Annotated in this window: 16 protein-coding genes and 1 tRNA gene; 4 read left to right on the forward strand and 13 right to left on the reverse strand. The window is 67.4% G+C overall.

The genetic code is table 11. The features are described 5' to 3' along the window. The 8 genes from AC1D2K_RS10645 to AC1D2K_RS10680 all read right to left on the reverse strand — a co-directional run. On the reverse strand, positions 1 to 793 hold a 793-nt coding region (locus AC1D2K_RS10645; RefSeq protein ID WP_478088678.1), incomplete at its 3' end, for a translation initiation factor IF-2 associated domain-containing protein. A gap of 24 nt (positions 794 to 817) precedes the next feature. Then, complete coding sequence (gene nusA / locus AC1D2K_RS10650) at positions 818 to 2,302, reverse strand: transcription termination factor NusA (protein WP_478088682.1); 1,485 nt, start codon at positions 2,300 to 2,302, stop codon at positions 818 to 820. A gap of 17 nt (positions 2,303 to 2,319) precedes the next feature. Then, positions 2,320 to 2,925 (reverse strand): ribosome maturation factor RimP, encoded by a 606-nt coding sequence (gene rimP, locus AC1D2K_RS10655; protein ID WP_478088684.1) that lies wholly within the window; start codon positions 2,923 to 2,925, stop codon positions 2,320 to 2,322. A 162-nt stretch (positions 2,926 to 3,087) separates the two neighbouring features. Beyond that, positions 3,088 to 4,293, reverse strand: a complete 1,206-nt coding sequence (locus tag AC1D2K_RS10660) for a YbfB/YjiJ family MFS transporter (protein ID WP_478088686.1) — start codon at positions 4,291 to 4,293, stop codon at positions 3,088 to 3,090. A 19-nt stretch (positions 4,294 to 4,312) separates the two neighbouring features. Further along, on the reverse strand, positions 4,313 to 5,929 hold the full coding sequence (locus tag AC1D2K_RS10665) for an ABC transporter ATP-binding protein (RefSeq protein ID WP_478088688.1): 1,617 nt from the start codon (positions 5,927 to 5,929) through the stop codon (positions 4,313 to 4,315). Next, positions 5,926 to 6,966: an ABC transporter permease gene (locus AC1D2K_RS10670; RefSeq protein ID WP_478088690.1), complete on the reverse strand. Its 1,041-nt coding sequence runs from the start codon at positions 6,964 to 6,966 to the stop codon at positions 5,926 to 5,928. The genes AC1D2K_RS10665 and AC1D2K_RS10670 overlap by 4 nt, the downstream gene beginning before the upstream one ends. Further along, positions 6,959 to 7,993 carry a microcin C ABC transporter permease YejB gene (locus tag AC1D2K_RS10675; RefSeq protein WP_478088693.1) on the reverse strand — a complete coding sequence of 345 codons (1,035 nt, stop codon included), beginning with the start codon at positions 7,991 to 7,993 and terminating at the stop codon, positions 6,959 to 6,961. Before AC1D2K_RS10675 ends, AC1D2K_RS10670 begins: the two co-directional genes overlap by 8 nt. 7 nt (positions 7,994 to 8,000) lie before the next feature. Next, positions 8,001 to 9,797: an extracellular solute-binding protein gene (locus AC1D2K_RS10680; RefSeq protein ID WP_478088695.1), complete on the reverse strand. Its 1,797-nt coding sequence runs from the start codon at positions 9,795 to 9,797 to the stop codon at positions 8,001 to 8,003. A gap of 37 nt (positions 9,798 to 9,834) precedes the next feature. Between AC1D2K_RS10680 and fabI the strand changes: the two genes are divergently transcribed. The 3 genes from fabI (at position 9,835) to AC1D2K_RS10695 (ending at position 12,646) form a co-directional block, all read left to right on the forward strand. Next, positions 9,835 to 10,620, forward strand: a complete 786-nt coding sequence (gene fabI, locus AC1D2K_RS10685; RefSeq protein WP_478088697.1) for an enoyl-ACP reductase FabI — start codon at positions 9,835 to 9,837, stop codon at positions 10,618 to 10,620. A gap of 64 nt (positions 10,621 to 10,684) precedes the next feature. Beyond that, entirely contained in the window at positions 10,685 to 11,539 is an 855-nt protein-coding gene (locus tag AC1D2K_RS10690) for a DNA ligase (RefSeq protein ID WP_478088698.1), read from the forward strand. Positions 11,540 to 11,776: 237 nt separating this feature from the next. Then, positions 11,777 to 12,646, forward strand: a complete 870-nt coding sequence (locus tag AC1D2K_RS10695) for an EamA family transporter (protein ID WP_478088699.1) — start codon at positions 11,777 to 11,779, stop codon at positions 12,644 to 12,646. On the opposite strand, the gene AC1D2K_RS10700 is transcribed toward AC1D2K_RS10695, so the two are convergent. Continuing rightward, positions 12,609 to 14,978 (reverse strand): Orn/Lys/Arg family decarboxylase, encoded by a 2,370-nt coding sequence (locus tag AC1D2K_RS10700; protein WP_478088701.1) that lies wholly within the window; start codon positions 14,976 to 14,978, stop codon positions 12,609 to 12,611. The two genes, AC1D2K_RS10695 and AC1D2K_RS10700, sit on opposite strands and share 38 nt — an antisense overlap. A 173-nt stretch (positions 14,979 to 15,151) precedes the next feature. On the opposite strand from AC1D2K_RS10700, the gene AC1D2K_RS10705 reads away from it, so the two are divergent. Further along, positions 15,152 to 15,242, forward strand: a tRNA-Ser gene (locus AC1D2K_RS10705). Positions 15,243 to 15,422: 180 nt separating this feature from the next. Here the strand turns inward: AC1D2K_RS10705 and AC1D2K_RS10710 are convergent. The 4 genes from AC1D2K_RS10710 to AC1D2K_RS10725 form a co-directional block, all read right to left on the reverse strand. Further along, positions 15,423 to 16,628 (reverse strand): branched-chain amino acid ABC transporter substrate-binding protein, encoded by a 1,206-nt coding sequence (locus AC1D2K_RS10710; protein WP_478088703.1) that lies wholly within the window; start codon positions 16,626 to 16,628, stop codon positions 15,423 to 15,425. A gap of 122 nt (positions 16,629 to 16,750) precedes the next feature. Beyond that, positions 16,751 to 17,152 carry a hypothetical protein gene (locus AC1D2K_RS10715; protein WP_478088705.1) on the reverse strand — a complete coding sequence of 134 codons (402 nt, stop codon included), beginning with the start codon at positions 17,150 to 17,152 and terminating at the stop codon, positions 16,751 to 16,753. Positions 17,153 to 17,184: 32 nt separating this feature from the next. Then, positions 17,185 to 17,622, reverse strand: a complete 438-nt coding sequence (locus AC1D2K_RS10720; RefSeq protein ID WP_478088706.1) for a DNA polymerase III subunit chi — start codon at positions 17,620 to 17,622, stop codon at positions 17,185 to 17,187. Beyond that, the coding region (locus AC1D2K_RS10725) for a leucyl aminopeptidase (RefSeq protein ID WP_478088707.1) at positions 17,619 to 18,919 on the reverse strand (1,301 nt) is incomplete at its 5' end. The genes AC1D2K_RS10720 and AC1D2K_RS10725, both read right to left, overlap by 4 nt.

The following is an 18,919-nucleotide window of genomic DNA, read 5'->3' on the forward strand; positions in this document are numbered from 1 at the left end:
TGGCTTCGGCTTCGGCCAGCGCCTTGCGGCGGCGTTCGTCGAGGTCCTTGGCGCGGGCGGCTTCCTCGTCGGCGCGGGCCTTCGATTCGGCGGCGGCCTTGGCCTTGGCGTCGTCCTTGGCTTGCGTCGCGGCGGCTTCGGCGGCGGCCTTGCGGTCGGTCACGGCCGGCGCTTCCTCGGGTGCTTCGGGCGCACCTTCGGTCACCGTGGCGGCGGCAGCGGCCTCGGCGGCCTTCTTGCTGGCGGCCTTGGCCTCCTGCTCGGCCTGCTCGGCGCGCTCGACCTTCTCGCGTTCGCGGGCTTCGGTTTCTTCGCGCAGGCGACGCTTCTCGGCCAGTTCTTCTTCCTGGCGACGGATCAGTTCGGCCTGGCGGCGAGCGTCTTCCTCGCGACGGGCGAGTTCGGCTTCGTCGATCTGGGGCGCTGCGGGCRCGGCGGCGGGCGCTTCGGCTTCAGCGGCCGCAGTCGCCTCGGACACCGCCGGGTGGCCTTCGTCGCGCTGGATGAAGGTGCGCTTCTTGCGCACTTCGACCTGAATCGTGCGGGCGCGGCCGGTGGCRTCGGCCTGCTTGATCTCGCTGGTCGATTTCTTGGTCAGCGTGATCTTCTTGCGCTCCGGCTCGACGGTGCCGTGGCTGGCCTTCAGGAAGCCGAGCAAGCGCTGCTTGTCGGCCTCGCTGAGCGCATCGGTGGCGGCCTGCTTGGGCACGCCTGCGCTCTTGAGCTGGTCAAGCAGGGTTTCGGGAGTCTTCTTGAGTTCGTTCGCGAACTCGGCGACAGTGGTACTGGACATATTGGTTTCGTGCCTCCATGACCGTCACTCTTGGCCAGCGAACCAGTGTTCGCGGGCTTTCAAGATCAGGTTCTTGGCCTCATCGGCGGTTTGGCCGGTGATTTCGGTGAGTTCATCGACCGCAAGGTCGGCCAGGTCGTCACGGGTGTGGACACCCGCCTCGGCCAATTTGGGAATGAGGGCCGGATCGAGTCCGGCGAGGTCGCGCAGATCCTGCGAGACGCTCTCGACGTTTTCTTCCCGGGCGATTTCCATGGTCAGCAGCGCATCCTTGGCGCGCGACCGCAGTTCGTTGATCGTGTCTTCGTCGAAGCTCTCGATCTCGAGCAGCTCGGAGATCGGCACGTAGGCCACTTCCTCGAGGCTGGTGAAACCTTCGGAGATCAGGATGTCGGCGATTTCCTCGTCGACGTCGAGCTTCTCCATGAACAGCTTGCGGCTGGCATCGGTCTCGGTCGCCTGCTTCTGGGCCGACTCGTTGGCGTCCATGATGTTGATCTTCCAGCCGGTCAGGTCGGAGGCGAGCCTCACGTTCTGACCGCCACGGCCGATCGCGATCGCGAGGTTTTCCTCGTCGACCACCACGTCCATCGCATGCTTTTCCTCGTCGACCACGATCGACGAGACATTGGCCGGCGCCAGGGCGCCGATCACGAACTGGGCCGGATCCTCGCTCCACAGCACGATGTCCACGCGCTCGCCGGCGAGCTCGTTGGTGACCGCGTTGACCCGGGTGCCGCGCACGCCGACGCAGGTGCCGATCGGATCGACCCGCTTGTCGTGCGAGAGCACGGCGATCTTGGCGCGCGAACCGGGGTCGCGGGCGCAGCTCTTGATCTCGAGCAGGCCCTGCTCGATCTCGGGCACTTCCTGGCGGAACAGCTCGATCATGAACTCGGGGGCCGAGCGCGACAGGATGATCGGCGCGCCGCGCAGCGTCAGGTCGACCTCCATGATCATGGCCCGCACGCGGTCGCCGTTGCGCAGGTTTTCCTTGGCGATCATCTCGCTGCGGCGCAGGCGCCCTTCGACCCGGCCCGCTTCAACGATGATGTCGCCCTTGTCCAGGCGCTTGACGGTGCCGGTGAAGATCTTCTCGCCGCGCGACATGAAGTCGTTGAGCAGCATCTCGCGCTCGGCGTCGCGGATCTTCTGCAGGATCACCTGCTTGGCGGCCATCGCGCCGATGCGGCCGATCGGCACCGAGTCCACCGATTCCTCGATGTACTCGTCGACCTCGATGTCGGGCATCTCTTCCTTGGCTTCGAACAGCAGGATTTCCTGGTCGGGCAGCTGCAGGCCGGCCTCGTCGGGAACCACGTGCCAGCGACGGAAGGTCTCGTAGTCGCCGCTGTCGCGGTCGACGGCGACGCGAATGTCCACGTCGCCCTGATAGAGCTTCTTGGTGGCTTGCGCCAGGGCGGATTCGACCGCGCCGAAGACAACGTCACGTTCGACGTTCTTCTCGCGCGAGATCGCATCCACCAACATCAACATTTCGCGATTCATGCCACCACTCTCCTCGTTCAGTCCGACACCACGGTGCCGGGTTTTGGCCTGCGCCCATTGAAATCCACTATCGGGGCGAGCCGCGCTTCGCGCAGCTCGTCCAACGCAAAACCCAGTGCCTGCAGGGGGGCAGGCACGCGCTTCTTGCTGATCTTCTGACCGGGCTTCGCCGCGGGCTCGTCGCTCCAGACGATCTGCCAGCCCTGCGAGCCGTCGGCTGCGACAACGCGCTCCAGCGTGCCGCGAAATTTCTTGCGGTTGGCCGCCACCTGGCCATTCGCCGCCGCGCCCATCGGCGCCTTCAGCGTGATGTCGATCACCTCGCCGGCAAAACGCTCGAAATCCTTCTCGTGACGCAACGGGCGGTCGATGCCCGGCGATGACACCTCGAGCCGCTTGTAGTCGGCGCCGTCGACCTCGAGCGCGAACTGCAGCTGACGCGTGACCTTCTCGCAATCCTCGACAGTGACGAAAGGCTCCGGCGCACCCGCTGCATCCAAGTTGGGGCCTTGCCAGGGCAAATCAATCGTGACGCGCAGCAATCCCCCGGCCGAGCGCTCGATCTCGACCAGGTCGTAGCCGAGTCCGGCCACGGTTTGTTCCACTGTCTGCTGCAATGCCACGTGTTTGTATATGCCTTTGAAATGCCTGTTTGCCGTGCCCGATGCCGCCGCCGATCTCGGCATCGAAAATGCGTCGACCCATAAAAAAACGGGCGGTTGGTACTCGCCCGTTTGGTCGTGAGCCTCGAATTATATGCCAAATGCGTTACGAATCAGGGGTTTTTACGCACCTGGAAGCACTTCGGCAGGCCTGGAACGCCACCAGACATGGCTGAAAAGCAGCGCGCCGAGCGCCAGCGCCGCCGCCGCGACCAGCAACGGCACCGCGAACGAGCCGGTGCGCTGCGCCAGGGGCGCCGCGAACAGCGGTCCGAGGATCTGGCCGACCCCATAGGATGCGGTGGCATAGCCGATCAGCCCGGCCGCGGCGTTGCCGCGCAGCCGCCGCGCATCCCGCATCGCGAACAGGGTGATGGCAGTGAAAGGCATGCCCAGCAACAGGCTCCCGAGCGCGAAGCCGACGATCGTCGGCCAGGCCACCGACAGCACCACGCCCAGCGCCTGCAAGCCGTAGGCGATGGCGAGCAGGAGCCGGTTGTCCCACTTCATCGGCGCCCGGGCGCCGATCAGCGCCCCCGGAACGACGGCCAGGCCGAGCAGCGGCCAGAACAGATCCGGCCAGGGCGAGCCCGGCAGGGCCTGCCGCGCGATCACCGGCAGGAAGGTGGCCGTGATGATGTAACCGAAGCCCGCCAGCCCGTAGAGCCCGACCAGCCAGCGGGCATCGCTGCGCGCCGCGGCGGATTCGGCCGCCGTCGGCGCGGCTGCCGGGCCGGGCTGGGCGCCCGCAAGGTCCGGGTGGCCGTCGCCGAAGATGTGCCAAATGAGCGCGATCAGGGCCAGCGACAGCAGGCCGAAGCCGATCCAGCCTGCGTCCGCCCCCCAGCGCCCGATGGCGCCGCCCAGCAGCCCGGTGACCGCGATGCCGATGCCGGGCCCGGAATAGATCACGCCGGCGAGCGCCGGCGCCCCGGTCTCCGCCAGCCGCCGCAGGCCCCAGCCGGAGGCGAAGACGAAGGTCCAGGCGCTCATCACGCCGGCGGCCGTGCGCAGCACGCCCCAGACGGTGAAACCGTGCAGCAGACCCATCCCGAGCAACAGGGCCGCGGTGGCGACCAGGCCGCCGCGCACCATCGCAGCCGGCTGGATCCGGATCGCCGCGCAACTCACGGCGCCGAGAAAATAGCCGAGGTAATTGAGCGAGGCCAGCACGCCGCCGCCCTGCAGGTCCAGCTTTCCCTCGTGCAGCATGATCGGCAGCATCGGCGTGAAGGCGAAGCGCCCCAGGCCCATGGCCACCGCCAGCGCCACCATGCAGGCCAGGGCCGCGCGCCAGGCACCRCGCCTGTCGTATCCGATCAGCGACATTCCATTCCTTTGAGTATTTCTAATCGGCCAGGGCTGCCGCGACCAGCTTTTGCGTGTAAGGGTGCTCGGGCGCGTCCAGCACCCGCAGGGCCGGCCCCGACTCGAGGATCGCGCCGTCCTTCATGACGATGACCTGGTGCGCCATCGCGCGGATCACCTCCACATCGTGGGTGATCAGCAGGTAGCTCAGGCCGCGCTCGCGCTGCAGGCGCTGCAGCAGGCCCAGCACCTGCTTCTGGATCGTGACGTCGAGCGCGCTGGTGGGTTCATCGAGCACCAGCAGCTTCGGGTCGACCACCAGCGCCCGGGCGATCGCCAGGCGCTGCCGCTGGCCGCCGGAGAACTCGTGCGGATAGCGATCGAGCAGGGCCGGGAACTGGGCTTCGGTCAGGCCGACGTCGGCCAGCGCGTCGAGGGCGCGGCTGCGGCGGGCGCCGGTGTCGAGTTCGGGCGCATGGACGGTCAGCCCCTCGCCGACGATCTGCTCGACCGTCATGCGCGGCGACAGCGACGAGAACGGGTCCTGGAACACCACCTGCATCAGCCGCCGGAGCGACCGGTCGCTGGCAGCGCCGCCGTCCCACTGCCGGCCCGCGACGTCGAGCTCGCCCTGGTGCTTCAGTAGGCCGAGCGCGGCCAGCGCCAGGGTCGACTTGCCCGAGCCGGACTCGCCGACCACGCCCAGGGTCTGGCCCGGCGCGATGCTGAAATCGGCGCCCTGCACCGCCACGAATTCGCCGTGGCGGAACCAGCCGCGGATGCCGGGCCGCGGCACCGGATAGATCACTCGCAGGGCCTTGGCCTCGAGCACCGCCGGAGCGTTCGGATCGACCGCGAAGGAGGCCACGTCACGGGTCGGCCGGCTGTCGATCAGCTTGCGCGTGTACGGATGCTGCGGCGCATCGAACACGGCCCCGACCGCGCCATGCTCGACGATGTGGCCGTTCTCCATCACGGCCACGCGGTCGGCGAAGCGGCGCACCAGGTTCAGGTCGTGCGTGATCAGCAGCACCGCCATGCCGTGCTTGCGCTGCAGCTCGGCGAGCAGTTCGAGGATCTGGGCCCGCACCGTGACGTCGAGCGCCGTGGTGGGCTCGTCGGCCAGCAGCAGCCGCGGCTTGCAGGCCAGCGCCATCGCGATCATCGCGCGCTGGCGCTGGCCGCCGGAGAGCTGGTGCGGAAAGGAGCGGGCCCGCCGTRCCGGCTCCGGGATGCCGGTGTCGGCCAGCAGCTGCACCGCGGCCTCCTGGGCCGCACGCGCCGGCAGCGCCTGGTGCAGCTGGAGCACCTCGGCGATCTGGTCGCCGACCGTGTAGAGCGCATTGAGCGCGGTCATCGGCTCCTGGAAGATCATCGCGATCTCCTTGCCGCGGATGCCCCTGAGCTGTCGCTCGGGCATCGCGAGCAGGTCCCGCGCGCCACCGCCCTCCCCGCCGGCGAAGGCCGCGCCGCCCGAGATGTCGGCGTTCTGCACCAGCCGCAGCAGGCTCAGCGCGGTCACGGTCTTGCCCGAGCCCGACTCGCCGACCAGCGCCAGCTTCTCGCCCTCGCGGATCGCGAAGTCGATGCCGTGCACCACCTCCTTGTCGCCGAAGGCCACGCGCAGGCTCTGGACGTTCAACAGTTCAGCGCTCATTGCTCTGCCTTCCGCGGATCGAGCGCATCGCGCAGCGCGTCGCCCATGAAGGTCAGCAGCATCAGGGTGACCACCAGCACCGCGAAGGTGGACAGCGAGATCCACCAGGCGTCGATGTTGGCCTTGCCCTGGCTCAGCAGCTCGCCCAGCGAAGGCGTCCCCGGCGGCACGCCGAGGCCCAGGAAGTCGAGCGAGGTCAGCGCCAGGATCGCCGCGCTCATGCGGAACGGCAGGAAGGTCACGACCGGCGTCATGCTGTTGGGCAGGATGTGGCGCCACATGATCTGCAGGTTGCCGACGCCGAGTGCGCGCGCTGCCCGCACGTAGTCCATCTGGCGGTTGCGCAGGAACTCGGCGCGCACGTAGTCCGACAGCCCCATCCAGCCGAACAGGCTCAGCAGGATCAGCAGCAGCGAAACGCTGRGCGCGAAGACCGCGCTGAAGATGATCAGCAGGTAGAGCTCGGGCATCGAGCTCCAGATCTCGATGAAGCGCTGGAACGCGAGGTCGGTCTTGCCGGCGAAGAAGCCCTGGACGGCGCCCGTCACGACCCCCAGCACCACGCCGATGAAGGTCAGCGCCAGCGCGAACAGGACGCTCACGCGGAAGCCGTAGATCAGCTGCGCCAGCAGGTCGCGGCCGCGATCGTCGCTGCCGAAGAAGTTCTCGGCGGAAGGCGCCGCGGGATTCGGGGACTTCGCGAAGTAGTTGAGGGTCTTCGGGCCGTAGGGGTTGGGCGCATACAGGGCCCAGTTGCCGCCCGAGGTGATGCGTTCGCGGATGAACGGATCCAGGTAGTCGGCCGGCGTCTCGAAGTCGCCGCCGAAGGTCTTCTCCGAGTAGTCGCGCGCCACCGGAAAGTAGGTCTGGCCCTCGTAGCGCACCACCAGCGGCTTGTCGGTGGAGAGCAGTTCGGCGAAGAGGCTCAGCACCACGAGCAGCGAGAAGAGGACCAGGCTCCAGTAGCCGAGCCGGTTGCGCTTGAAGCGCAGCCAGGCGCGGCGGCCGGGCGACACGGTGACGCCGCCGCTAGTCAAACTTCACCCTCGGGTCCACCAGTACGTAGCAAAGGTCGCTGATCAGCTTGGTCACCAGCCCGATCAGCGTGAACAGGTAGAGCGTGCCCAGCACCACCGGATAGTCGCGCCGGATCACRCTCTCGTAGCTCAGCAGGCCCAGGCCGTCGAGCGAGAACAGCGTCTCGATCAACAGGGAGCCGGTGAAGAAGGCGCCGATGAATGCCGCCGGAAAGCCGGTGACGATCGGGATCAGCGCGTTGCGGAACACATGCTTCCAAAGCACCTCGCGCTCGGTCAGCCCCTTGGCGCGGGCCGTCAGCACGTATTGCTTTCGGATCTCCTCGAGAAAGGAGTTCTTGGTCAGCATGGCCGTGACGGCGAAACTGCCGAGCACCATCGCCGTCACCGGCAGCGCGATATGCCACAGGTAGTCGACGATCCGCGCGCCCCACCCCATGGCCTGCCAGCCCGGGGAGGTCAATCCGCGCAGCGGAAACCACTGCAACTGGCCGCCGAAGACCACGAGCAGCGCGACGCCCAGCACGAAGCCCGGGATGGCATAGCCGACCAGCACCACCAGCGTGGTCAGGAAGTCGAAGCGCGTGCCCRCCCGTACCGCCTTCGCGACGCCCAGCGGCACGGCGATCAGGTAGCTGATGAAGAAGGTCCACAGCCCCAGGCTGATCGACACCGGCATCTTTTCCTTGACCAGTTCCCAGACGGCCTTGCGCTGGTAGAAGCTCGTTCCCAGGTCGAAGCGCGCGTAGGACTTCAGCATCTGCCAGAAACGTTCGAGCGGCGGCTTGTCGAAGCCGTAGAGCTGCTTGATCTCCTCGATGCGCTGCGGATCCAGCCCCTGGCGCCCGCGGTAGCCTGCGCCGCTCGTGGCCGCGCGCTCGCCGCCGGAATCGCGCCCCTGCAGCTGGGACACCATCTGCTCGACCGGCCCGCCCGGCACGAACTGGATCACGAGGAAGGTCAGCAGCAGCACACCGAACAGTGTCGGCACCATCAACAGCAGGCGTTTGAGGATGTAGCTGACCATGACGCTCCTACTTGTTGGCGGGCGATGCCCACCAGGTGCTCACGGCCCAGCTGTCGGCCTCGTAGTAAGGCGGGATCACCGGCGGCAGCACGAAGGGCCGCGGATGGTAGCCGATCAGGAATGCACCGCCGTAGTACTGCGGCACCGAGTAGTGGCCATGCGAGAGCACGCGGTCCAGCGCCCGCATCGCGGCGCTGAGTTCGGGGCGTGTCGTCGCCGTCACCACCTTCTGCAGCAGCGCATCGACGGCCGGGTCGGCGATGCCCCAGATGTTTCGCGAGCCGTCGGTGGCGGCCGCCTGCGAACCGAACAGCTCGAGCAGTTCGCCGCCCGGCGCCGTGCTGCCCGGCAGCCGCACCGACGTCATCTCGAAGTCGAAGTTGTCCATGCGTTGCTGGGCCAGCGAGAAGTCCACGGTGCGAAAGGTCATCTGGATCCCGAGCTTTCGCAGCGCCGTCTGGAAGGGCGTCGCGACGCGGATCAGCGAAGGCTGGTCGTTGAGGAACTCGATCGTGAAGACCTCGTCCTTGGCGTTGCGCAAGGCGCCATCCCGGTAGGTCCAGCCGGCCTCGGCCAGCAAGGCGCGCGCGCGGCGCAGGTTCTCGCGCAGGCTGCCGGGCGGCGCGGTGCTCGGCGAGATCGCGGCGGGCCCGAAGACCTCCGGCCGCAGCTTGTCGCGCAACGGTTCGAGCAGCGCCAGCTCCTCCGGCGTAGGCAGTCCTTCGGCGTGGAACTCGCTGTTCGGGAAATAGCCTTCCACGCGCTTGTAAAGCCCGTAGAACAGCTGCTTGTTGAGCCACTCGAAATCCATCGCCAGCCCGATCGCCTGGCGCACCCGGATGTCCTTGAACTTGGGATTGCGCGTATTGAAGACGTAGCCCTGGAAGTCGCCGGGATTCCTGTTCTCGAAGGCGCGTTTCACGAGCTCGCCGGAATCGAACTGCTTGCCCTTGTACTGGCGCGCCCAGTTGCGCGACGTGAACTCGCGCATGAAGTCGAATTCGTCCGCCTTGAGGCCTTCGAAGCGGGCGGTCTCGTCCAGGTAGATCCTGTAGGTGACACGGTCGAAGTTGAAGAACCCCTTGCGCACGGGCAGATCCGCGCCCCAGTAGTCGGGGTCGCGCGTGTAGGTGATGTCCCGGCCCATGCGCGGGTTGATGAGCTTGTACGGGCCCGAGCCGATCGGCACGTCGGTGGTGATCTGGTCGAAGGGCTTGCCGCCGCCCCAGGCCCGGCTGAACACCGGCATGCCGCCGACCATCAGCGGAAGCTCGGGGTTGGGGTTCTTGAAGTCGAAGCGCACGGTTCTTTCGCCGATGGCCTTGGCGCCTTTCACTTCGGCGTAGATGGTCCGGAACTGGGGGGCCGCCAACGGGCCGGTGAGCGTGTTGAACGAATGCACCACGTCCGCCGCGAGCACCTGGCTGCCGTCGTGGAAACGGGCCTTCGGATGGATCCTGAAGGTGGCGGATTTCTTGTCCGCCGCGACTTCGACGTCCTCGGCGAGAAGGCCGTAGGCCGTGGTCGGCTCCTCCGAATTGCCCGTCAGCAGGCTTTCGAACATCAGGTTGCCGATGCCGTACGGCGTCGTGCCCTTGAGCGTGAAGGGATTGAACTTGTCGAAGTTCGTCGGCCGCGTCGGCGGCACCATGCGGATTTCTCCGCCCTTGGGCGCCTGCGGATTGACATAGTCGAAGTGGGTGAACCCCGGCGGGTACTTGATGTCGCCGAACTGCGCGTAGGCATGCGCCGCCCAGGAAGGGGCGGCCCAGAGCATCCACACGAAAAGAAGCCAAACGCGCATGCGAGAATTCTGCCCAAGATTTACACGAGGTCGTCCCATGGGCTTTCTTTCCGGCAAAAAACTTCTGATCACGGGCGTTCTGAGCAACCGCTCCATTGCTTACGGCGTCGCCAAGGCCTGCCATGCGCAAGGCGCCGAGCTGGCGTTCAGCTACGTGGGCGAGCGCTTCAAGGACCGCATCACCGAGTTCGCGGCCGACTTCGACTCCACGCTCGTGTTCGACTGCGACGTCGGCGACGACGCCCAGATCGACAAGCTGTTCACCGACCTGGCCCAGGTCTGGCCGAAGTTCGACGGCTTCGTCCACAGCATCGGTTTCGCACCGCGCGAGGCGATCGCGGGCGATTTCCTCGAGGGGCTGTCGCGCGAAGGCTTCAAGATCGCGCACGACATCAGCGCGTACAGCTTCCCGGCGATGGCCAAGGCGGCCCTGCCCTACCTCAACGACAAGTCGGCCCTGTTGACGCTGACCTACCTGGGCGCGATCCGCGCCCTGCCCAACTACAACACCATGGGCCTGGCCAAGGCCTCGCTCGAAGCCTCGGTGCGCTACCTGGCCGAGTCGCTGGGCCCCAAGGGCATGCGCGTCAACGGCATCAGCGCCGGCCCGATCAAGACGCTGGCGGCCAGCGGCATCAAGGATTTCGGCAAGCTGCTGTCGGCGATCTCGAAGATCGCGCCGATGCGGCGCAACGTGACGATCGAAGAAGTCGGCAATGTGGCCGCCTTCCTGCTGAGCGACCTCGCAAGCGGCGTGACCGCCGAGATCACTTACGTGGACGGCGGCTTCAGCCAGGTGGTGGGCGGCGTTTCGGAAGGCTAGACGCGCTTCGGATGGACGGGCGCGACGTCGCCCTGGTTGGGGGTTGGGGAGGAAGGACTTGTCAATGAACAAGATCGATCGACGGGCTTTCGTCTTGGCGGGACTCGCCTTTCTGGCCCCGGCGGCGCTGGCGCGCAATGCCGCACCGCCGCTGATGCTGGCCGAGGTCTACCGCCGCGGCATGCCGCTGGCGGACTACTGGGTCAGCGAGAAGTACGACGGCGTGCGGGCCTACTGGGACGGCAAGCAGCTGTGGACACGCGGCGGCGAACGGATCGTGGCGCCGGCCTGGTTCACGGCCGCGCTGCCGGCGGTCCCGATGGATGGCGAGCTCTGGGCCGGCCGCGGCCGCTTCGCGCACGCCGTCTCGACCGTGCGCAGCCAGACGCCGGCGGACCCCGCCTGGCGCGAGATGCGCTTCATGGTGTTCGATCTGCCGGCCTCGCCGGGCGACTTCACGACCCGGCTCGCGGTCTTGCGCAAATTGCTGCCGATCACCGAGGCGCCCTGGATCGTGCCCGTGCCGCAGCTGCGCGCCAGCACCCACGAAGCGCTGCAGGCCCTGCTCGACAAGACGGTGCACATGGGCGGCGAAGGCCTGATGCTGCATCGCGGCGGATCGCTCTATCGGGCCGAACGCAACGCCGACCTTCTCAAGGTCAAGCCCTTCGACGATGCCGAGGCACGCGTGCTGTCCTACGTGCCGGGGCGCGGCAAGCATGCCGGCCGCATGGGCGCGATGTGGGTCGAGACCGCCGACGGCAAGCGCTTCAAGCTCGGCGGCGGCTTCAGCGACGCCGAGCGCGAGAAGCCGCCGGCCATCGGCAGCTGGGTGACCTACCGCTACAACGGCACCAGCCCGAGCGGCCTGCCGCGCTTCGCGCGCTTCCTGCGCGTGCGCGACGACACCTCCGGCTGACTGGCCCCCACGCTCCCTCACTTCGTGTGGTCGCTGCCCCCCGAGGGGGCCGCAGGCCGCCTTGGGGGCGGCCCGGCGCCGGCCTCTGTGGATCATGGACAATCCTCAAGGGCGGCCCACCACGGCCGCGCGCGCAGCTTGCGCAACAACGAGAAGACAACTTCCGCCTGAGGACTGCAATGGCACCGAGCAATTCCGATATCGAGACCCCGCCCGCGCACAGCGCTGCATGCTGACGTGACGCTCAGCGCATCGATCGTCGGCGCCGTCCTGTTCGGCGCGCTGCTGCATGCCGGCTGGAATGCACTGATCAAGTCGGGCGGCGACAAGGCGCTCGACACCGCACTGATCCACAGCCTGGGGTTCTTCATCGCGGTGCCGCTGCTGCTGTACACCGGGCTGCCCGCTCGCGCCGCCTGGCCCTACATGGCGGCCTCCCTCGCGATCCACCTGGGCTACTACATCGCGCTCGCAGGCGCCTACAAGCACGGCGACCTCGGCCTCACCTACCCCCTGATGCGCGGTTGCGCACCGCTGCTGGTCGCGATGGGCAGCCTGCCTTTCATCGGCGAAGGCATCTCGGCGGCGGCCTGGGCCGGTGTCGCGGTGATCTGCGTCGGCGTCGTCACGCTGGGCCTGTCGCGCTCGGCGCTGCGCGACGGCGACGAGGCGCGGCGGCGCAAGGCCATCGGCTTCGCGCTGGCCAACGCGGCCATCATCGCGATCTACACCGTGGTCGACGGCATCGGCGTGCGCGCCTCGGGCGACGCCCTGGCCTACGTGGCGGGCCTGTTCGTGTTCGACGGCCTGCCCTACCTGCTGCTGGTCCTGTGGCGCCGCCCCGGCCAGCGCCGGGCCGCCCTGGCGTACATGGCGCGGCGCTGGAAGATCGCGCTCGTCGGTACCGTGGCMTCGCTGGGCAGCTACGGCATCGCGCTGTGGGCGATGACGCAGGCGCCGGTGGCCGTGGTCGCGGCGCTGCGCGAAACCTCGGTGCTGTTCGCCGCTGTCATCGGCACGCTGTTCCTGCGCGAGCCTTTCGGCTGGCAGCGCGCGATCGGCACGGGGGTCATCCTCGCGGGCGTGATGACCTTGCGGCTGGCTTGACGGTCGCTGGCTTGACGGTCGCTGGCTTGACCATTGCTGGCTTGACGGCCGGCGCCGGCACGGCCTCGGCCCGCACGCAGTCGGCGTAGTAGCGCTTCTTGCCCGTCTCGTCGATGCGGCCCACCAAGCCGTGGATGTCGGTCTCGAAGCCCGGGCACTCGGTGTTGAACTCGCGCGCGAACTTGAGGTAGTCGACGATCTTCTTGTTGAAGACCTCGCCCGGGATCAAGAGCGGGATGCCCGGCGGGTACGGCGTGATCAGGCTGGTCGTGATGCGGCCCTCGAGGTGGTCGATCTCGACCCGCTCGGTCTTGCGGTGCGCGATGTGTGCGAAGGCGTCGCTCGGCTTCATGGCAGGCGTCAGGTCGCTCAGGTACATCTCGGTGGTCAGGCGCGCGACATCGAAGCGTGCGTAGAGCTCATGAATGTGATGGCACAGGTCGCGCAGCCCGAGGCGCTCGTACTTCGGATGCGCCTGGCAGAACTCCGGCATGATCCGCCACATCGGCTGGTTGCGGGCGTAGTCGTCCTTGAACTGCTGCAGCGCCGTCAGCAGCGTGTTCCAGCGGCCCTTGGTGATGCCGATCGTGAACATGATGAAGAAGCTGTAGAGCCCGGTCTTCTCGACGATCACGCCGTGCTCGGCCAGGAACTTGGTGACGATGCTGGCCGGGATCCCGGTCTCGGCGAACTTGCCGTTCAGGTCCAGGCCCGGCGTCACGATGGTCGACTTGATCGGATCGAGCATGTTGAAGCCGTCGGCCAGCTTGCCGAAGCCGTGCCACTTGGCGGTGCGCGACTCGCCCTTGATGATCCAGTCGTCGGCCCGGCCGATGCCTTCGTCGACCAGCTTCTCGGGGCCCCAGACCTTGAACCACCATTCGTTCTTGCCGAACTCGGCCTCGACCTTGCGCATCGCGCGGCGGAAGTCGAGCGCCTCCAGGATGCTCTCCTCGACCAGCGCGGTGCCGCCGGGCGGCTCCATCATCGCCGCGGCGACGTCGCAGCTGGCGATGATCGCGTACTGCGGGCTGGTCGACGAATGCATCAGGTAGGCCTCGTTGAACAGGTCGCGGTCGAGCGCCCGGTTCTGCGAGTCCTGCACCAGCACGTGGCTGGCCTGGCTGATGCCGGCCAGCAGCTTGTGGGTCGACTGGGTGGCGAACACCAGCGAGTCCTTCGGCCGCACCCGGCGCTTGCCCATCGCGTGGTAGGCGCCATAGAACGGGTGGAAGGCCGCATGCGGCAGCCAGGCCTCGTCGAAGTGCAGCGTGTCGACGTAGCCGTCGAGCATGTTCTTGATGGTCTCGGTGTTGTAGATCACGCCGTCGTAGGTGGACTGCGTCAGCGTCATCACGCGCGGCTTCACCTTGCTGGCGTCCACGTGCGAGAGCAGCGGGTTGGCCGCGATCTTGGCCTTGATCGCCGCCGGCTCGAACTCGCTCTTGGGGATCGGGCCGATGATGCCGAAGTGGTTGCGCGTGGGCTTCATGAAGACCGGAATCGCGCCGGTCATGATGATCGCGTGCAGGATCGACTTGTGGCAGTTGCGGTCCACCACCACCACGTCGTCCGGCGCCACCGTGTGGTGCCACACCATCTTGTTGCTGGTGCTGGTGCCGTTGGTGACGAAGAAGCAGTGGTCGGCGTTGAAGATGCGCGCCGCGTTGCGCTCGCTGGCCGCCACCGGGCCGGTATGGTCGAGCAGCTGGCCGAGTTCCTCGACCGCGTTGCAGACGTCGGCGCGCAGCATGTTTTCGCCGAAGAACTGGTGGAACATCTGGCCCACCGGGCTCTTGAGGAAGGCCACGCCGCCCGAGTGGCCCGGGCAGTGCCAGGAGTAGGAGCCGTCCTCCGCGTAGTCGATCAGCGCCTTGAAGAACGGCGGCTGCACGCCTTCGAGGTAGCTCTTCGCTTCGCGGATGATGTGGCGCGCCACGAATTCCGGCGTGTCCTCGAACATGTGGATGAAGCCGTGCAGCTCGCGCAGGATGTCGTTCGGGATGTGGCGCGAAGTCTTGGTCTCGCCGTAGATGTAGATCGGCACGTCGGCGTTCTTGCGCCGCACTTCGCCGATGAAGCTGCGCAGGCTCAGCACCGCCGGGTCGAGGTCCGGGCCGACCGTGAACTCCTCGTCGTCGATCGAAAGGATGAAGGCGCTGGCGCGGCTCTGCTGCTGCGCGAACTGGCTCAGGTCGCCGTAGCTGGTCACGCCCAGCACCTCGAAGCCCTCGCTCTCGAAGGCTTGCGCCAGGGCGCGGATACCGAGCCCCGAGGTGTTCTCGGAGCGGAAGTCCTCGTCGATGATGACGATGGGGAAGCGGAATTTCATGAGCGGGGCTCCGGACAGGCAAATAGGCGCGAAGTGTACGGAATTCAGATGAAGGATCGGGTCAGGTGGGCATCCGAAATCTGCTGCTGTTCCTGCAGGGGCTTTCTGCTCCCGCGCCGAGGCGGCCCGACGGGTCCGAAAAGGTGGCGCGGCGCTGCTACAATCGAAGGCTCGGAGCGGTGGATGAGCGGTTTAAGTCGCACGCCTGGAAAGCGTGTGAGGGTTAATAGCCCTCCGCGGGTTCGAATCCCGCCTGCTCCGCCAGAAAAAAACGTCTCCCGCAGCTTCCAACTGCAACCGGATCCGTCTTGAAAGCCCCGCCTGTCGGGGCTTTTTTGTGCGCGTCGCCTCGACGTCTTCGTTGACTTCTGCGTTTGCAGCCGCCCGGCGCCCCCATGAAAAAAGGGGCCCGAAGGCCCCTTTTCTTGTTCGAGCGCGAAGCGCTCAGCGCACCACGGCGATCTGCGTACGCGCACCGTTCTTGTAGGTGTACAGCGTCAGCGCACCGTTCTTGATGTCGCCCTTTTCGTCGAAGGCGATCGGGCCGGTCAGGCCGTTGTACTGCACCTTGCCGACTTCGGGCAGGTACTTCTCCGGATCGGACGAGCCCGCCTTTTCCATCGCGGCGGCGATCACCTGCACCGCGTCGTAGACGTACGGTGCGTAGATCTGGACTTCGACGCCGTTCTTTTCCTTGAACTTGGCCTTCCAGGCATCCAGCGGAGCCTTGAAGTCGCCGTCCACGCCACCGGCTTCGGCACAGACCACCATGTCTTCGCCGATCGCATCGCCGGCCAGCTTGGCCAGTTCGCCGGTGCACAGGCCGTCGCCGCCCATGAACTTGACGTTCATGCCGAGTTGCTTGACCTGCTTGAGCATCGGGCCGCCGACGGCGTCCATGCCGCCGAAGAACAGGATGTCGGGCTGCGCGCCCTTGAGCTTGGTCAGGATGGCGTTGAAATCGGTCGACTTGTCGGTCGTGAATTCGTGGCCGACGATCGTGCCGCCGGCAGCCTTGACGGCTTTCTCGAATTCCTCGGCAACGCCCTGGCCGTAAGCGGTCCGGTCGTCGATCACGGCGATGTTCTTGCCCTTCAGGGTTTCGACCGCGTACTTGCCGAGCGTGCCACCCAGTTGCGTGTCGTCAGCCACCACGCGGAACGTGGTCTTGTAGCCCTGGCGGGTGTACTTCGGGTTGGTCGCCGACGGCGAGATCTGGGGGATGCCGGCGTCGCTGTACAGCTTGGAGGCCGGGATCGTGGTGCCCGAGTTCAGGTGGCCCACCACGCCATTGACCTTGCTGTCCACCAGCTTCTGCGCCACCGCGGTGCCCTGCTTGGGATCGCCCGCATCGTCTTCGGCAAGCAGTTCGAACTTGGCGACCTTGCCGCCGATCTTCACGCCCTTGGCGTTGAGGTCCTCGACCGCCATGCGAGCACCCAGTTCGTTGTCCTTGCCGAGGTGGGCGATGGCGCCGCTGGTCGGGCCAACGTGGCCGATCTTGACCACCAGAGCTTCGCCCGGCGGGGCTGCGGGAGCGGGTGCAGCTGCAGTCGGCGCAGGAGCAGCGGGGGCGGCAGCTTCTTCCTTCTTGCCACAGGCCACGAGCGCGAGAGCGGCCAGGGCGACGGCTGTCCATTTCAATTGCATGAGAACCTCCAGAACATGGATAAGTAGAGTTGAAAACCGGTCTTTGGATCCGGGCACATGCATTGAGCAAATATCGCGCCGCGGATGCGCAGCGCCCTCGCGCTTTTCGACCCGCGCGCAGTTTAGCCCAAGGATTGCGGTCCGAATGCTGGCGTAGACCCGGGGTTTTCGGAAAGCTCTTCGGCCAGCGCTTCGCTCACCAGAGCTCGCAAAACGGCTTCGATTTCGCTGCGCAAAGCGGGGACCATGGTGTCGAGGTGCTGCTGAACGGCACCTGACACCGCGTCGCTCACGCGCTCTTCGAGCGAGAGGTCGACGCGCTGCAGCACGCGGTGCAGCAACTGCTCTTCGAGCCGGAAGGCATCGGCCTCGGACCGCGCGGCTTCGGGGCTGAGCGCGACCGCCTGCAAGGGCTCGATCGCGGCCGGCGCCGCGGGCGCCGTCGACACGGGCGCCGTCGAAACGGGCGCCGGCTCCGCGGCACCCTGCGGCGCGAGCTCGAGCACCGTCGTCAGGGTGGGCACGAAGCGCGGCGGCGTGCGAGGTGTTGTGGCCATCAGGTCGCGCTCCCGCCATAGGCGTGGGTGCGGATCGCGTAGCCGCGGTCCTTGTAGTGCCGCCAGCGGGCGCGGCCGGCCAGGCGGTCGGCGTCGTCGCTGCCGACCAGGTCGATCAACCGCTCGAAACGCTCGAACCTCGCCGGCAGCTCGACGCCGAGGTTGACCAGGATCGGGCGGTCGGGCAGCGAGGCCGAGGCACCATCCGCCAGCAGCACCGGCGAACGGGCGACGATGAACGGCGCGTCGTCGCTGCGGCAATGGGCGATGAATTCGGTCGGCGAGAGCGTCCACAGCGCCTGGTCGATCGCCTCCAGCAGCGCGGCATCGGCCACCACCACCAGCCGCGCGCCGTGGGCGCCCACTGCCTTGCGCAGCAGGCGGCAGGCGTAGCCCACCTTGTCGGGCATGTTGTAGTGGCCGTCGATCTCGGTCACTTGCGGGACCGGGCCTTGCCGGCCTTCTGCGCCTTGGCACCCGTGCCGCCCTTGCGGCTCTGCGCCAGGAGATAGTTCAGCAGCAAGCCCACGGGCCGCCCCGTGGAGCCCTTGGCCGCCCCGCTCTTCCAGGCAGTGCCCGCAATGTCGAGGTGCGCCCAGGGGTAATCGCTCGCGAAGCGCTGCAGGAACTTGGCTGCCGTGACGGCGCCGCCGGCGCGTCCCGCAACGTTGGCGACATCGGCGAAATTGCTCTTCAGCCCCTCGGCATAGTCCTCGTCGAGCGGCATCCGCCAGCAGCGATCCTGCGAAGCTTCGCCTGCGGCTTCGAGCGCGTCGGCCAGCGCATCGTCGCTCGAGAAGAGCCCGCTGCGTACGCCGCCCAGCGCCACCACGCAGGCCCCCGTGAGGGTGGCGATGTCGATCACCACCGACGGCGCGAAGCGCTTGGCATAGGTCAGCGCATCGCACAGGATCAGGCGCCCCTCGGCATCGGTGTTGAGCACCTCGATGGTTTGGCCGCTCATGCTGGTGATGACGTCACCCGGCTTGATCGCACGGCCGTCGTTCATGTTCTCGCAGGTCGGCACCAGGCCGACCACGTTGATCGGCGGCTGGATATCGCCGAGCGCTCGGAACACGCCGAGCACGCTCGCCGCGCCGCACATGTCGAACTTCATCTCGTCCATCTCGGCCGCCGGCTTGAGCGAGACGCCACCGGTGTCGAAGGTGATGCCCTTGCCGACCAGCACGACCGGCGCCTGGTCCTTCGGCGCGCCTTGGTAGCGCAGGACGATGAAGCGCAGCGGCTCGGCCGAGCCCTGCGCGACCGCGCCGAATGCGCCCATGCCGAGCTTGGCCACTTCCTTCGGGCCCAGCACCTCGCACTTCACGTTCGGCAGCTCGGCCAGCTCCCTGGCGGCCTCGGCCAGCATCGTGGGCGTGCAATGGTTGCCCGGCCGGTTGCCCCACTCCTTGGCCAGTTCGATGCCCGCGACCGTGGCGGTGGCCTGGTCGAAAGCCTCTCGCAGCGCAGCCGCGTCCGGCACGCCCAGGGTCAGCTGGCGCAGGGTCCGCGGCTCGGGCTTGGATTTGGTTTCGGTGTAGACATAGCTGGCATCGGCCGTGGCCAGCACCGCGCTGCCCAGGCACGCCGCGTCGACGGCCCCGGCAAAGACGATCGCCAGCCGMTTGGGATTGGAGCCCTTGGCCGCGTTGACGGCCGCGAGCACGGCCGTGCGGACGGCGGCCGGCCCGCCGTCGCCCAGCGGGGCCAGCAGCACGCGCGGCGCGGCCA

Source organism: Variovorax sp. P1_H12_2 (assembly GCF_056405335.1).

Coding starts and splice junctions, on each gene's coding strand:
- AC1D2K_RS10700 (WP_478088701.1), bottom strand. CDS start 14,978: ATGAAATTCCGCTTCCCCATCGTCATCATCGACGAGGACTTCCGCTCC.
- fabI (WP_478088697.1), top strand. CDS start 9,835: ATGGGCTTTCTTTCCGGCAAAAAACTTCTGATCACGGGCGTTCTGAGC.
- nusA (WP_478088682.1), bottom strand. CDS start 2,302: ATGAATCGCGAAATGTTGATGTTGGTGGATGCGATCTCGCGCGAGAAG.
- AC1D2K_RS10690 (WP_478088698.1), top strand. CDS start 10,685: ATGAACAAGATCGATCGACGGGCTTTCGTCTTGGCGGGACTCGCCTTT.
- AC1D2K_RS10680 (WP_478088695.1), bottom strand. CDS start 9,797: ATGCGCGTTTGGCTTCTTTTCGTGTGGATGCTCTGGGCCGCCCCTTCC.
- AC1D2K_RS10710 (WP_478088703.1), bottom strand. CDS start 16,628: ATGCAATTGAAATGGACAGCCGTCGCCCTGGCCGCTCTCGCGCTCGTG.